10 protein-coding genes and 1 pseudogene are annotated in these 15,638 nt (G+C 68.2%); 2 read left to right on the forward strand and 9 right to left on the reverse strand.

The window, feature by feature from the left end:
- Nucleotides 1-256: 256 nt before the first annotated feature.
- Nucleotides 257-1,774, forward strand: coding sequence for a M48 family metalloprotease (locus TMO_RS30500; RefSeq protein WP_051045395.1), 1,518 nt, complete (start codon nt 257-259; stop codon nt 1,772-1,774).
- A 13-nt stretch (nt 1,775-1,787) separates the two neighbouring features.
- Here TMO_RS30500 and TMO_RS15385 read toward each other — a convergent pair whose 3' ends face one another.
- From TMO_RS15385 to TMO_RS15415, 7 genes are all read right to left on the reverse strand, one after another.
- Nucleotides 1,788-2,267 carry a PaaI family thioesterase gene (locus tag TMO_RS15385; RefSeq protein ID WP_014746566.1) on the reverse strand — a complete coding sequence of 160 codons (480 nt, stop codon included), beginning with the start codon at nt 2,265-2,267 and terminating at the stop codon, nt 1,788-1,790.
- 17 nt (nt 2,268-2,284) lie between these two features.
- The gene (locus TMO_RS15390) at nt 2,285-2,719 is read right to left on the reverse strand and encodes a PaaI family thioesterase (protein WP_014746567.1); all 435 of its coding nucleotides are present in this window, start codon (nt 2,717-2,719) and stop codon (nt 2,285-2,287) included.
- A gap of 287 nt (nt 2,720-3,006) precedes the next feature.
- On the reverse strand, nt 3,007-3,906 hold the full coding sequence (locus TMO_RS15395) for an RNA polymerase factor sigma-32 (RefSeq protein WP_014746568.1): 900 nt from the start codon (nt 3,904-3,906) through the stop codon (nt 3,007-3,009).
- 236 nt (nt 3,907-4,142) lie between these two features.
- Entirely contained in the window at nt 4,143-4,640 is a 498-nt protein-coding gene (locus TMO_RS15400) for a CarD family transcriptional regulator (protein WP_014746569.1), read from the reverse strand.
- A 453-nt stretch (nt 4,641-5,093) separates the two neighbouring features.
- Complete coding sequence (fdxA, locus tag TMO_RS15405; protein WP_014746570.1) at nt 5,094-5,432, reverse strand: ferredoxin FdxA; 339 nt, start codon at nt 5,430-5,432, stop codon at nt 5,094-5,096.
- Nucleotides 5,433-5,680: 248 nt separating this feature from the next.
- On the reverse strand, nt 5,681-6,115 hold the full coding sequence (locus TMO_RS32590; RefSeq protein ID WP_014746571.1) for an RNA-binding S4 domain-containing protein: 435 nt from the start codon (nt 6,113-6,115) through the stop codon (nt 5,681-5,683).
- Entirely contained in the window at nt 6,112-8,754 is a 2,643-nt protein-coding gene (locus TMO_RS15415) for a helicase-related protein (RefSeq protein ID WP_014746572.1), read from the reverse strand. Before TMO_RS15415 ends, TMO_RS32590 begins: the two co-directional genes overlap by 4 nt.
- A gap of 245 nt (nt 8,755-8,999) precedes the next feature.
- Between TMO_RS15415 and htpG the strand changes: the two genes are divergently transcribed.
- Complete coding sequence (htpG, locus tag TMO_RS15420; RefSeq protein ID WP_014746573.1) at nt 9,000-10,946, forward strand: molecular chaperone HtpG; 1,947 nt, start codon at nt 9,000-9,002, stop codon at nt 10,944-10,946.
- On the opposite strand, the gene TMO_RS15425 is transcribed toward htpG, so the two are convergent.
- Nucleotides 10,934-12,478 (reverse strand): MFS transporter, encoded by a 1,545-nt coding sequence (locus TMO_RS15425; RefSeq protein WP_014746574.1) that lies wholly within the window; start codon nt 12,476-12,478, stop codon nt 10,934-10,936. The two genes, htpG and TMO_RS15425, sit on opposite strands and share 13 nt — an antisense overlap.
- 229 nt (nt 12,479-12,707) lie before the next feature.
- Nucleotides 12,708-15,411, reverse strand: a pseudogene (acnA, locus tag TMO_RS15430) (aconitate hydratase AcnA).
- Between the last annotated feature and the right edge of the window lie 227 nt (nt 15,412-15,638).

Here is a 15,638-nt window from a genome sequence, read left to right on the forward strand (position 1 = left end):
CATCGGCGGCCTTCCGCAGGTTCGGCGACTGTATCGCCACCCGAAGTGTGGCCGATCCCTTATGGGGCACGCAAGCGCAGCCATGAGACAAGGCGCTACGCCGCGTCATGTCGCAGCCTTGTCACGCCTGCACGGGTTGCCTGATCCGGCCCCAGCCGCCATCTTTGTCACGGCCGGCCGCGTCGTCGTTACACTCGCGTCGCCCTTCCGGCCCCTGCCGTTCAACATCTTCCGATCCTTCACGAGGCCGAGCCCCATGCCCGCAGCACCCGTGATCGCCCCCGCATCCGACCGCGATCCGTATCCCGCCCGCCGGTCCCGTCGGATGCATGGCCTGCGCCGGCTCATCGGTGCGGCGGTCATCGGCGTGATGGCGGCCGGCTGCGCCGGCGGCCCGGCGAACAGCCAGGGCTTCAACCTGATCGGCGATGAGCAGGCCTCCAAGATGGGGGCCGAGGAACACCCCAAGCTGGTGAAGGCCTTCGGCGGCGAATACAAGGACGAAAAGCTGCAGCGCTATGTCGAGGATATCGGCTTTCGCCTGATGGCGGTCACCGAGATGAAGGATGAGCCCTTCACCTTCACCATCATCGACAGCCCGATCGTGAACGCCTTTGCCCTGCCCGGCGGTTATGTCCACGTCACCCGCGGCCTGATCGCCCTCGCTCATGACGAGGCGGAGCTGGCCGGCGTGATGGCGCATGAAATCGGTCACGTGACCGCCCGGCATTCGGCCCAGCGCATGAGCACGGGCATGATCGCCCAGGTCGGCGCCGGGTTGCTGGGGGCGGTTCTGGGCAGCAGCACGGTGGCCAACATCGCCAATATGGGCGCGCAGGTCTATCTGCAGTCCTACAGCCGCGACCAGGAATTCGAGGCCGACGAACGGGGCACGCGCTATCTTCAGGCCGCCGGCTACGACCCCGGTGCGATGGCGAGCTTTCTGCAGCGGCTCAACGACTATTCGGGCTATGAGGCGAAACTGCGCGGCCAGGACAACCCGGCCGAGCAGTTCAACCTGATGGCCTCGCATCCGCGAACCCCCGACCGGGTGGCCCGCGCCGTGCAGCTGGCGGGTGGCGCCACGGGCGTGCGGCCGGTGGAGCCCCAGCTGGAGGCCATCGACGGCATGGTCTATGGCTCGTCGCGCGCGCAGGGCGTGATCAACGGCCGCAGCTTCAAGCATCCCGAACTGCGGTTCGCCTTCGAGGCCCCGCCCTCTTACGCGATCATCAACAGCGACGAGAACATCACCGGCTACGGTCCGGAAGGTGCCCGCTTCGTCTTCGACATGGCCCGTGCGCCGCGCAACATGGCATTGACGGATGTGCTGGCCCGCAGCGCCGCCGAGGGCCAGCCGCGCCTGCAGAATGTCGAGCGCATCACGGTGAACGGCATGGACGGAGCCACCGGTGTCGCCAGGGTGCGGGATCGCAGCGGCACGACGCTGGAGGTCCGGCCCATCATCCTGCGCGCCGATGCCGACACGGTTTATCGCGTTCAGCTGATCACGCCGGTCGACGTGCTGCCGAAGGTGCAGGAGGATCTGCGGCGCTTCACCTACAGCTTCCACAGATTGACCGAAGCCGAGGCCAAGGCGGTGAAGCCGCTGCGCCTCGACGTCGTCACGGTCAAGCGCGGCGACACGGTCGACAGCCTGGTGAAGCGCATGGCGCTGAACGAGGACCCGGAAGGTCTGTTCCGCCTGCTCAACGGCCTGAAGCCCGGGGAGACGCCTGAGCCCGGAACCAAGGTGCGCTTGGTCGTCCAGTAATATAGGCCTGAGATCAGGATCGGGGCCGGAGATCCACCCGCCGGGTGGAGACCAGTCCGGTCGCGATCGGGCCGGTGTCGTCCACCCGGCCATCGGCATCCCGCAGGAACAGCTCGGCGGAGGCGACACCGATCCGGCCGCCGCCATCGATCACCCGGCCGGTGGCTCTGAGCCCGGCCGCCCTGGCGGGGCGCAGCAGCTTGACCGTGTAGTCGAGCGTCATCAACGCCTCAGACGGCCCGAGCAAAGTGGCATTGGCCGAGGCGCCGGCGAAATCGACCAGCGCTCCCAGGATGCCGCCCTGAAACAGCCCCTGATGCTCGCCCAGTTCCGGCCGGAAGGGCAGATCCAGCACGACATGGCCGGGAGCGACGTCCAGAAAGTCGAAGCCGAGCAGGCGGGCTGCAGGCATGGACAGCACGAAGGCCTGCAGGCGTGCGCCTGCGTCGGTGGTGCCTGCGTCGGTGGTGCCAGGGGCGATGGTATCGGACATGGGCGACATCTCCGGGATCAGCCGCGCGGCGGCGCGACGTGGAAGGTAGCGGCAGCCTGGGCGATGACCGCATCATCGGCCAGGATCAGCGCCCGGGCGAAAGCCAGCGTCTGGCCGGTCCGGATCATCTCGGGCCGGATCTCCAGCCACTGGCCGATGCGCCCTGCCCCCATGAAGTCGACCGAGAGGTTCACAGTCACCAGCCCGCCGGACTCCGGCCGGTGGAGCCAGCAGGTCAGCCCCATGGCATTGTCGGCAAGCGCCGAGATCAGCCCGCCATGGGCGAGGCCGCGCGAATTGGTGTGCGCTTCGGCCAGATACAGACCCAGATGAAAGGCCGTTTCGCTCCGCTTCGCCCAGATCGGCCGCCAGGGGTCGGTGACCGGGCTGCGGCGGTCGTGAAGCATGAAGCCCTCGGGCACGGAAGAGGTTTCGACAGGTTCGACCTGCATTGTTCGTCTCCATCAACCCGGATGTCGAAGTCGCGTCGTCTGACCCGAAGACTATCATCGCCGCCCGGACGACGCCTTCATCAACGCCCCCAATCGAGTTTTAGACGCCATTGGGCTGTATCTGTCCCGTGGAGTACAACCACATATCGTTTCTTCTGCCGCCCCCAAAAAAAGCCCCGGCCGAAGCCGGGGCATAGTGACGTTCGCCATGCGACAGAGTGTCCACGAAGACCGGCAGGCTGGCTGCACGGGCTGGCCTTCGCGAACCTGATGAGAGACGGGGCCGGTCAGCCGGCGACCGCCTCAATCCGGTGGCGCTCGCCGGCCTCGCGCATCTGGCGGGTGATCGACGAGCGGAGTTTCTCGATGGCGCGCTGCTCGATCTGGCGGACGCGCTCCTTGCTGATGCCGAGTTCCTCGCCCAGTTCCTGCAGCGTGACGGCGTCCTCGCGCAGGCGGCGTTCATGGATGATGACCCGTTCCCGGTCGTTCAATTCGCGCAAGGCCCGGCGCAGCCAGCGAGAGCGGGTACCGGCATCGCGCAGTTCGACCACCACTTCCTCGGGGCCAGGGCGATCATCGGCCAGAAAATCGACCCAGCTGTCGCCACCCCCCTCGCTGTCGACACCTGCATCGAGCGACTGATCGGCAGCCGAAAGCCGACCCTCCATGGCCTCGACGGCGGCAACGTCGACCCCCAGCTCCAGGGCGATCTTCAACCGGCCCTCATGGCTGATCGGGCCGTTGGTGCCTTCGCCCAACCGGGCCCGCAATCGGCGCAGATTGAAGAACAGCGACTTGTCGCCTGCGGTGGTGCCGGTGCGGACGATCGAGTGGTTGCGCAGGATGAAGTCCTGGATCGCGGCGCGGATCCACCACATGGCATAGGTCGAAAAGCGGACATTGCGATCGGGATCGAACCGGCTTGCAGCCATCATCAGCCCGACATTGCCTTCCTGAACCAGATCGCCCATGGGCAGTGCATAGTTCCGGAAGCGGGCAGCCAGGGAGACCACAAGGCGGGCATAGGCGCTGACCAGACGGTGCAGGGCGGCTTCATCACCCGTCTCTCGCCAGGCGCGGGCCAGGGCCAGTTCCTCCTCGCGTTCGAGCAGAGGGGCCCGCATCGACTGGCGGATGTACCGCCGGTCGGCGGTCTGCGAGTCCTGGGTGTCGAGGTACGCCATGGCCGTCTCCCGTCGTCCTTGCGCCGAGTCTTTGCCTTGTTGCCTCCGGTCTACGCGGTCAGGCGGGCAATGGATCACCCGGCCTGCAGGAAAAACACGGGGCGGGCCGATTCGGATGCAGTCCGGACGGATTTTTTTGACCGTCGGGCAACGGGCACGCAACGGGCCGCAAAAAAAGAACCGCCCGGGCGCGAAGGCCCGGGCGGTTCAAAACCGGATCGCCGGTGATCTGCCGGTCAGGCAGCGGCGTCGAGCAGGGTCTCGAGCTTGATCGCGGCGGTCTTCAGGTCCAGCTGCTCGACGGCGGCGTATTCACGCGCCAGCCGGTCGAGTGCCAGCTGATACATCTGACGCTCGCTGTAGGACTGCTCGGCCTGATCGCCGGTGCGATGCAGGTCGCGCACCACCTCCGCGATCGAGGTCGGATCGCCCGAATTGATCTTGGCTTCGTATTCCTGGGCGCGGCGGCTCCACATCGCGCGACGGACGCGTGCCCGGCCCTTCAGCGTGTCGAGGGCGGTGGTCATCTCGACCATCGTCGAGAGCGCCCGCATGCCGGCCTTCTCGGCCTTGATCACCGGCACCTTCAGCGTCATCCGATCGTCGTCGAAGCGGATCACATAGAGTTCGAGCGGCATGCCCGCGATCTCCTGTGCCTCAACCGCTTCGATCTTGCCGACGCCGTGCGCCGGATAGACGACCATGTCGCCGGTACCGAACCTCTTCTTCGCCATGGCTCCGCTTCCGTTCTGACGAACCGCTCCCGCAGGGACCGCCGTGCAAGCCTCTCCCGCCGCAGCCATCCGAAGGCGGCCCGGCAGGGTCGGCGGAAAAACCACCCCTGGCGCTCACATCGCTGTAAGCACCCGGGCATGCTGCAACGCGGCGATGCCGCTTCGGGAGGACGAGACGGCCGGGGGCTCGCGCTCCGGGCCGCGGGACTCATTTTGCCGATGACGATCGGGGTCCGGCTGCCGGCTCCACTGAAGAGAACCATCCTCAACCGGGCTCTGGAGACCCGCTCAGGGTCTCGGACTCGTCATCCTGGTGCAAAAATGAAGATAACATGACGGGCTTACGAGATAAAGCCCCGCGCACATGCGTCGAGCGCATGTGCGCGGGGCCTGATCCGCATGGCCGGAACCGACCGGATGAAAGTGTCCGCGCTCCGGGAAGAACGTCCGGCGTCAGCCCTGCTGGCCGGGCTTGTCGCTGAAGTGGTTCGCAAGCTTGTCGGGAACACCGTTCCATTCGTCGGCATCAGCCGGCGCATCACCCTTGCGGCTGATGTTCGGCCACAGCTCGGCATATTTGCGGTTCAGTTCGGCCCACTGTTCCAAACCGTCGTCGCTGTCGGGTTTGATCGCCTCGGCGGGGCATTCCGGCTCGCAGACACCGCAGTCGATGCACTCGTCGGGGTGGATCACCAGCATATTCTCGCCCTCGTAGAAACAATCCACGGGGCACACCTCGACGCAGTCCTGATACTTGCACTTGATGCAGTTGTCGACGACCACGTAGGCCATGATTGCTGCTCTCCTCGGAACACGTTCGGCGGCGTAGGACGGCATGCGGAGCGGCAGTCGTCGGACGGCGCATCATTTTACAACCGCGACGTGCGTTATCGCAGTGCGGTCCTGTCTTCTGACGCAACCATACTCAATCCGCAGCGCCGGAAAAGTCCTTTGTGGAAGCATTTTTCCGGCCGATCCGCAACAGCGAATGTGGTCGCATGCCGGATCACCGTCGGATTGCGTGCCGCCCGCACCGCCTCTCAGGCCGGCGCCCCCACCGATTCAGCAAGCATCGGCGCCGCCGGCGTTGCCGGACGCAGATCGGTATAGAGCCCCCGCGCCTCTTCCGTCGGCCCCCGCCGTTCGGCCAGCCGCGCCACCTGTACCACCCGGATCCGGTTCCCCCACGAGAAGGTCAGAACGTCTCCGGGTTTCACCATCTGGGCCGCCTTCGTGACCGGCATCCGGTTGAGCCGGATGAGCCCGTCGGCACACAACCGTGCCGCCTGGGTGCGCGATTTGTAGAAACGCGCACACCAGAGCCATTTGTCCAGACGCTGTCGGCCGGCTTCAACGCCTGCAGTCAGGGCGAGGTCGTCGGTTGGCAGGATCGCGGCAAAGCCGACGGCATCCTTGTCGGAAGAACGGTTTCGATAGGGGTGGTCGATCTGGTCCGTGGCGGGCCTCTGGGTCATCGGCTGGCACCTCTGCGGATACGTGCGGAGCCTTGGGACGATGGCCGCCCATCGCGCTCCCGCGCGGGGGCGGCCGGGGATCCGGCGCCCTGAACCAGGGCGCCGAGCTTGGCGAAGGGGTTGCCGGGATCGACGGCCGGCGCCGCTGCGGCCGGGGGCCGGGCCGGCTTGCGGCTGCGATGCGGCTTGCGGGCACGATCGCTCCGCGCCGGCAGCACCGTCATCCGTCCATCCTCGGCGGTCCTGACCGGATGGCCCAGGGCGGCGAGCAGGGCCGGTGCCTCGGCCTGCGGGCAACCGAGCGGCGCCAGCAGGCCGGGCTCGACCGCGAAACCGTCGCGTGCCTCGCGCAGCCCTGCCCTGATCCCGGCATCCAGCCGCTCGATCATGTCGACGCGCACCGCGCGCGGGCCGGCCGCAAGATATCCCGCAGCGGCCAGGGCACGGATGGTCCCGGCGGCATCGGGCAGGGTGAGCGATGTTCGCACCCCGTCGGCGGCCTCGGGCAGGGAGCCTCCGTAGCGCGCCGCCAGGAACGGACGCCGCATCCGGATCCGCGCCGGCTCGAACAGCGGCTTCAGATACAGCCAGCGCCGGCCCAGCCGGACGCCGAACCGGGCGAGGCGCTGGCGCTGGTCCGCATCGAGACCGGCAACCAGATCGGCTGCCGCCTCTGCCGGCGCCACGCCGCCGCCTTCGACCAGCCGGAAGGCGATACCTCGCGCAGCGCCTTTGAGCGCCGCCGCCTCCAGCCGAAGCAGCGGCTCGTCGGCCTCGGCGGCCCTGGCCGCCAGCACGGCCTCGACCCGACGGACCAGATCGGTCGTGGCCTCGGACGGAAGATGGTCGCGATGCGACAGAACCACCTTCGGCCGGCCGTCGGGCTCGGCGCCCAGCCGGCCGAGCACAGCGCCTTCCACGGTGACGGCCGGGCTATCCCCCGGCTCTTCGACCAGCGCCACCACCGGGCCCAGATCGTCGCGGGCCGCCAGCCGGGCGAAACGCGCCTCCAGGAAGCGCCGGATCGATTTGCGCACCCGGTCGCGGACCGGGCGGATCTCGAGCAGACCCGCCGCCTCTCCGCTCGGCCGGAAGTCGAAACCGTCCAGCCTGCCGACCTCGCGGCCGTCCAGCTCGACGGCGCCGTCATGGGCGACCACCGGCTCCACGGCCCGCCAGGCCTCGGCCTGACGGCTCGCACGAGCCATGTCGCGATCGACGAAGCGCTGGGTCAGCCGGTCGTGCAGGGCGTCCGACAACCGGTCCTCGATCCGCCGGGCCTGAAGCTGGAACTCCCCCGGATCCGCCAGCCAGCCGGGGCGGTTGGCGACATAGCTCCAGGTGCGGATCCGGGCCAGCCGTTCGGTCAGCCGGTCCAGATCGCCATCGACCCGGTCGAGCCGGGCCAGATTCTCGCCGACCCAGGCCCCCGGCAGCCGCCCCTCGCGCTCGGGCTGGGTCAGGTGCAGGAACAGCCGGCGCAGCAGGCCGACATGGGCCGCGCCCACCGCCGCATGGAAATCGGGCACCCGGCAGACTTCCCAGAGCAGCTTGACCGCCTCGTAACCGCGGGCGCGGGCCATCAGCTCGGGCTGTCGCGCCATATGGGCGAGCGCCAGATGGTCTTCCGCCGGCGGAGCGGGGGCCAGCGCATCCAGATGGGGCTGCACGTCCAGGCTGCGCAGCAGCGCCTCGACGCTGCGGAAATCAAGCTCGCGCGAGCGCCAGAACAGCCGGCGCAGCGGCTGGAAATCGTGATCCTCGATCGCCTCGACCAGATCAGGCGACAGGCCGCCGATCTCGGCCGTGGTGCCGAAGCTGCCATTGCGCAGATGGCGGCCGGCCCGGCCGGCGATCTGGGCCAGTTCCTGCGCCGTCAGCGGCCGGAGATCGCGGCCGTCGAATTTGCGGGTGGCGGCGAAACAGACATGGTCGACATCCAGATTGAGCCCCATGCCGATCGCATCGGTCGCCACCAGGAAGTCAACCTCGCCCTCCTGGTACATCTCGACCTGGGCATTGCGGGTGCGGGGGCTGAGCGCGCCCATCACCACCGCGGCCCCGCCGCGCTGGCGGCGCATGATCTCGGCGATGGCATAGACGTCGGCGGCCGAGAAGGCGACGATCGCGGTGCGCGGCGGCAGGCGGGTCAGGCTCTTGGCGCCGGTATAGACCAGCTTCGACATGCGCGGCCGGCTGTCGATCTCAATGCCCGGCAGCAGGCGGCGCATCAGCGGCGCGATGGTCTCGGCGCCCAGGAACATGGTCTCGGCAAAGCCGCGGGCATGGAGCAGGCGGTCGGTGAAAATATGACCGCGGTCCGGGTCGGCCGCGAGCTGGATCTCGTCGACGCAAAGGAACTCGACGCCCAGATCCAGCGGCATGCTTTCGACCGTGCACAGGAAATAGCGCGCCTCGGGAGGCACGATCTTTTCCTCGCCGGTGATCAGCGCGACCTTGTCGGCCCCTTTGGCCCGGGCCACCCGGTCATAGACCTCGCGGGCCAGAAGACGCAGGGGGAAACCCATCATGCCCGTGCGATGCGCCAGCATCCGCTCCACGGCAAGATGGGTCTTCCCCGTATTGGTGGGGCCCAGCACCGCACGCAGCCGTGCCGACCCTTCGGGCGCAATCGTCATGAGAGAAGAATCGTACGGCCGCGCCTCCGGTTCAAGTGCGGATCTGCGACGGAATGAAGACGGCCGGATGACGGCGGCCATCCCGCGGTCCCAAGGGTGCGGCCACGCCCTTGATCCGTGACGAACCGCACATATATCGGGCAGGCTTTCGCGCCACCCGCGCATGCCTGACCGCGTGTGGCCGGCTGCCGATGCCAGCCGACCTTCGCCCTTCCATCATTGCCCTGCCGAACGGACCTGATCCCATGGCTGAAGCCCTCGATACTGAAGAGACCCGCGTGTTCGATGCCGATGTCGGCCGCATCCTCGACATCGTCGCCCATGCCCTCTACAGCGAGCGCGAAGTCTTCCTGCGCGAGCTGATCGCCAACGCCGCCGATGCCTGCGACAAGCGCCGGTTCCTGGCGCAGACCGACGAGGCCCTGGCGGAGGGCGCCGGCGACCCGGCGGTGACCCTGGTGCCGGATGCCGGCGCCCGCACTCTCACCGTCTCCGACACCGGCGTCGGCATGAACCGCGACGAGCTGATCGCCAATTTGGGCACCATCGCCCGCTCAGGCACGGCCGAATTCGCGAAGAAGCTCTCGGGCGATGCCGCAAAGGACGGGAGCCTGATCGGCCAGTTCGGCGTCGGCTTCTATTCGGCCTTCATGGTCGCCGACGAGGTGGTGGTGGAGACCCGCAGGCTGGGTGAGCCGCAGGGCTGGCGCTGGACCTCGGACGGCCGCGGCGGCTACCGGATCGAGCCGATCGCCCGCGACACCGTCGGCACCGACGTGATCCTGCGTCTCAAGGAGGATGCCGCCGAATTCCTCGACCCCTGGCGGCTGAAGGCCGTGGTCAAGCGCTGGTCCGACCACCTCGCCCTGCCGATCCGGCTGGACCCGCGCAAGGCCGAGGGCGGCAAGGAGGATGAGGGTGTCGAGACCATCAACGCCGCTCAGGCGCTCTGGACCCGGCCCAAGGCCGAGATCGAGCCCGAGACCTATACCGCATTCTATCGCGACATTTCCCATGCCTTCGACGAGCCCTGGGCGGTGATCCACAACCGCAATGAAGGCACGATCGAATACACCAACCTGCTGTTCATCCCGACCGAACGGCCCGCCGATCTCTACGAGCCCGAGCGCAAGCCGCGCCTGCGACTGCATGTCCGGCGGATGTTCATCACCGATGACTGCGAAGCCCTGCTGCCGGGCTGGCTGCGCTTCCTGCGCGGCGTGGTCGACAGCGCCGATCTGCCACTGAACGTCAGCCGCGAGATGCTGCAGAACACGCCGCTGCTGACCAGGATCCGCCAGGGTCTGGTGAAGCGCGTGCTGGGCGAACTCGAAGGGCGGGCAAAGTCCGACGCCGAGGGCTATGCGCGCTTCTGGGATGCCTTCGGAGCGGTGGTCAAGGAAGGCCTGTACGAGGATTTCGAGAACCGCGACCGCCTTCTGGGCCTCGCCCGCTTCCGGTCGACCGCCGTCGACGGCTGGACCAGCCTCGCCGACTATGTCGCCCGCATGAAGCCCGAGCAGAAAGCGATCTATGTGATGGTCGGCGACAGCGTCGAGGCGGCGCGTGTCAGCCCGCAGCTTGAAGGCTTCAAGGCCCGCGGGCTGGAGGTGCTGCTGCTCGGCGACCCGATCGACGGCTTCTGGACCATGATCGCGCCCGATTTCGACGGCAAGCCGATCCGCGCCGTGGGCCGCGTCGCCGATGACGAACTCGCGGCCTTCCCCAAAGTGGATGCAGACGGCAAGGCGGCGCCCGAGACGAAGGACGAGGCCGCCGAAGGTGAGGCCGGCATCGACGGTGCCGCCCTCGCCGATCTGATCGGACGGGCGCTCGGCGACCGGGTGCGGGCGGTCAGGCCCTCGGCCCGGCTGGTCGACAGCCCGGCCTGCCTCGCCGCCGGCAGCGACGGGCCGGACCCGGCGCTGGAGCGGCTGCTGGCGCGGTCGGGCCGCGGCGGTCCGGTGCGGGCACCGATCCTTGAGATCAACCCCGACCATGCCCTGCTGAAAGCCCTGAAGGGCCTGGCTGCCGAGGCGGGTGAGGATGCGGCGGCCCGTGCCGCCGCGCTGGCCGAGCCGGCCGAACTGCTGCTCGATCAGGCACGGTTGGCCGAAGGCGAGGCGCCGGCGGATCCCGCCGCCTTTGCCCGCCGGCTGGCCCAGCTGATGACCCGCGCCTATCGCGCCTGATCATCCTTCGGCGCGGGGGCATCCGCGCCGCCCTGATCCGGGGTCGCCGATCCGTCGGCGGCCCCGTTTTCGTGATCCCCGGCCGGCTTGCGGGCAGGTTCGACCGGTTCCGCCGGAACGTCGCCGTTCCGCAGGATCACCGCTTCCGGAACCACCACCGGGTCGACGGCAGGTGCTTGCGTGGCTGCGGCCATCATCGCCTCGTCGCTTTCCAGCGGCGGCTCGGCGCCCGAGATGTCGGTCGCCATCACCGTCACCACCGGCGTGGTGCGGGGCGAGACCACGGCCGGGGTCTTGGCGCTGGCCGGCACCTGCGGCCGGATCCGGGCACGATAGATGGCAAAGGCCGCCAGCACCGCCCCGGCCAGCACCGCCCAGGCGAAGAGACCCGAGGGGCCGACCAGGCTCATGATGCCCGAGGCCATGATCGGGCCGATCGCCGAGCCAAGGCCGCCGCCAAGCACCAGCCCGCCGGCGGCGGCGATCATCCGTCCCGGTTCGACCAGATCGTTCACATGGGCGGTCGCGACCGGGTAGAGCGCATAACCGGCACCGCCGACGATCACCGCGCCGATGAACAGCAGCCAGATGGCTGCGCCTGCCGGGATGATGCCGGCGAGAAGCCCCGAGCCCGCGAGCATGCCGTCGGCCGGCGTTTCGGCCTGGGGCATGCTGCCGGCCCCGGCCATCACCACCAGGCTGCCGATCGTCACCATGATCGCAGCCCCCGCCAGCACGCGGCGGCGATCGATCCGGTCCGACAGCCAGCCCACCGGCCATTGCAGGAACAGCCCGCCCAGGAAGACCGTGGCGACGAAAGCCGACACCCCGGCCGTGTCCAGGCCGATGCCGCGCGCGAACACCGCACCCATACCGCCCTGGATACTGCCGATGATCAGCCCGCTGGAGATCACGGCGGCGAGACCCAGCGGCGAAACCCGCCAGAGGGACAAAAGGCCAAGCCGGGGTGCGGCATGGATCTCGGGCGTCAGGCTGCGGGTCAGCGCCAGTGGCACCAGGGCCAGAGACAGGGCCATGGCGGCCAGCGCATAGAGCAGCGGCATCCGCACGTCTTCCAGCGTCAGCAGGAACTGACCGCCGGCAAGTGCCAGGTTGAGCGAGATGATATAGGCCGAGAGCACCTTGCCGCGGGTCTGGTTGGTGCTGGCCGAGTTGAGCCAGCTTTCCGCGGTCATGAACAGTGCCGCCATGCAATAGCCGGTGACGACACGCAGCAATGCCCAGCCGACCAGATCCAGAAAGAAGCCGAGCGACAGGATCGCGACCGAGCCGATCGCCGCAAAGGCCGAGAAGGCCCGGATGTGCCCGACCCGCACGATCACCCGCTGGGCCGTGGCGGCACCGATGATCCAGCCCACGAAATGGGCCGCACCGACCAGACCGATGGCGATCGTGCTGACCCCTTCCACGGCGAGCCTGAGACCCACCAGCGAGGAGAGCATGCCGTTGCCCAGCTGGGCGATGGCGATGCTGAGCAGCACCGCGGCGACTGAGGCGAGAACCGTACTCATCGGGCGAAATCCGGCCGTAAACCTGCGGCCGTCCTGTCTTACGGAAAAGGGCGGCACCGGCGCGGCGGCAGGGGCACGGGCATCCGGTGAGATGACACGTGCCTAGTAAACCATGCGGCGCGCAGCCATGCCACCCGCCGGCCGCCGGCTGCGGGAATTGTCGTCGAAACGACACACGCCCCGGCGCCAGAGGCGCCGGGGCGTGTGGATCTCGGCGGCGAAAGCCCGATCAGGCCTGGCCGCTCGCGATGCGGCGCAGCACGTAGTGCAGAATGCCGCCGTTCTTGTAGTACTCCAGCTCGTCGAGGGTATCGATGCGGCAGACCAGCGGCGCCTCGACCACCTCGCCATTGGCGCGGGTGACCTTGAGGGTCAGCGCCTGGCGCGGCTTCAGGTCGTTGCCGAGGCCGACGATGTCGAAGGTCTCGGTCCCGTTGAGGCCGAGCTTCGCCCGGTCCCAGCCCTCGCCGAAGACCAGCGGCAGGATGCCCATGCCGACGAGGTTCGACCGATGGATACGCTCGAAGCTCTCGGCGATGACGCCCTTCACGCCCAGCAGCATGGTGCCCTTCGCCGCCCAGTCGCGCGACGAACCGGTGCCGTACTCCTTGCCGGCGACCACGACCAGCGGGGTGCCGGCATCGATGTAGCGCATGGCCGCATCATAGATGCTGAGCTGCTCGCCGGTCGGGATGTGGCGGGTGTACGCCGCCCTCGACGCCCGGGACCATCTCGTTGCGGATGCGGACATTCGCGAAGGTGCCGCGCATCATCACCTCGTGGTTGCCGCGACGGGCACCGTACGAGTTGAAGTCGGCGGGGGCCACGCCATGCTCGGTGAGATAGCGGGCGGCGGGGCTGTTCTTCGCGATGTTACCGGCCGGCGAGATGTGGTCGGTGGTCACGCTGTCGCCCAGAATGGCGAGAGCGCGGGCGCCGTTGATCGGCGCGATCTCGTCGGACGCCACCGGCGACATGCCATCGAAATAGGGCGGCATCTTGACGTAGGTCGAGGCGTCGTCCCATTCGTAGGTCTCGCCTTCCGGCGCCTGAATGGCCTGCCAGGCGGCATCGCCCGAGAACACGTCGGCATATTCGCCGCGGAACATCTGCGAGGTGATGACCGAGCGGACGGTCTCGCGGATCTCGGCCGAGGTCGGCCAGATGTCGCGCAGGAAGACCGGGCTGCCGTCCTTGTCGTGGCCGAGCGGCTCCTTGTCCAGGTCGACCAGAACCGAGCCGGCGATCGCGTAGACCACGACCAGCATCGGGCTGGCCAGATAGTTCGCGCGCACGTCGGGGTTCACACGGCCTTCGAAGTTGCGGTTGCCCGACAGCACCGAAGTCACGACCAGATCGCTGGCATTGACCGCCGCCGAGATCGGCTCGGCCAGCGGGCCGGAATTGCCGATGCAGGTGGTGCAGCCATAACCGACCAGGTTGAAGCCGAGCGCGTCGAGCGCATCCTGCACGCCGGCGGCGCGCAGATATTCGGTCACGACCTTGGACCCCGGAGCGAGCGAGGTCTTGACCCAGGGCTTCACCGTCAGGCCGCGCTCGACCGCCTTCTTGGCGACCAGACCGGCACCGAGCATGACGTCCGGGTTCGAGGTGTTGGTGCAGCTGGTGATCGCCGCGATGGCGACATGGCCATGCGCCAGCTTGTAATCCGCACCGGCAACCTCGGCCACGACGTCGGCGGCGGTGCCCTTGTTCTTGGTCAGGGTCGGCAGGCTCTCGCGGAACGAGGCCGGCACGGTCGAGAGCGGCACGCGGTCCTGCGGACGCTTCGGACCGGCGAGCGAGGGCTCCACCGTCGACATGTCGAGTTCGAGGGTATCCGTGAACACCGGATCCGGCGAGCCGGCCTCGCGCCACATGCCCTGAGCCTTGGCATAGGCCTCGACCAGCGCCACGGTCTCGTCGTCACGGCCCGACAGACGCAGATAGTTCAGCGTCTCGCCGTCGATCGGGAAGAAGCCGCAGGTCGCACCATATTCCGGCGCCATGTTGGCGATGGTCGCACGGTCGGTGAGGACCATGTTGTCGAGGCCTTCGCCGTAGAACTCGACGAACTTGCCGACCACGCCCTTCTTGCGGAGCATCTGGGTGACGGTCAGCACGAGGTCGGTGGCGGTGGTGCCTTCCTTGAGCTTGCCGGTCAGCTTGAAGCCGATCACCTCGGGGATGACCATGCTGACGGGCTGGCCCAGCATCGCGGCCTCGGCCTCGATACCGCCCACGCCCCAGCCCAGAACCGCCAGGCCGTTGACCATGGTGGTGTGGCTGTCGGTGCCGACCAGCGTATCGGGATAAGCGACGGTCCGGCCGTCTTCCTCGGCGGTCCACACGGTCTTCGCCAGATATTCCAGGTTCACCTGGTGGCAGATGCCGGTTCCCGGGGGCACGACGCGGAAGTTGTTGAACGCGCCCTGGCCCCAGCGCAGGAACGAATACCGTTCGGCATTGCGCTCCATCTCGAGATCGACGTTCTCTTCGAACGCGGTCGGGGTGCCGAACCGGTCGACCTGCACCGAGTGGTCGATCACGAGGTCGACCGGCGAGAGCGGGTTGATGCGGTTGACGTCGCCGCCGAGCTGCTTCATCGCCGCGCGCATGGTGGCGAGGTCCACGACCGCCGGCACGCCGGTGAAGTCCTGCATCAGAACGCGGGCCGGACGGTAGGCGATCTCGTGATCGCTCTTGCGGTCCTTCACCCAGGCGACGAGGGCCTTGACGTCGGCGTCGGTGACGCTGCGGCCGTCCTCGTAGCGGAGCAGGTTCTCAAGCAGCACCTTGAGCGAGAAGGGGAGCTGCGAGACACCCTCGAGGCCGGCGGCCTCCGCCTTGGGCAGGCTGAAATAGTCATACGCCTTCCCGTCGACCGTCAGGGTCGAACGGGTGCTGAAGCTGTCAAGGCGGTTCGCTGTCACGACGACCTCTCCTCACGATGGACCTTGTCGCCTTGTCTTATCGACTGACGGGCATCGCGTTCGGGCGACGGGTGACGGGCCCGCCTCGCCGGCGGCCGCGTCACCTCGGACCGGGGCAGGCATCGGTCGCAAGGACCAGAATGGCACCGGAGAGGGGTCGGGTCGGACGGCGGACAGACGGGAGTCCGCCGCGGCCATCCTGTTGCAGATATACCCGACCCCGGAAG

Origin of the sequence: Tistrella mobilis KA081020-065 (assembly GCF_000264455.2) — a bacterium.
Taxonomy (GTDB): domain Bacteria; phylum Pseudomonadota; class Alphaproteobacteria; order Tistrellales; family Tistrellaceae; genus Tistrella; species Tistrella mobilis.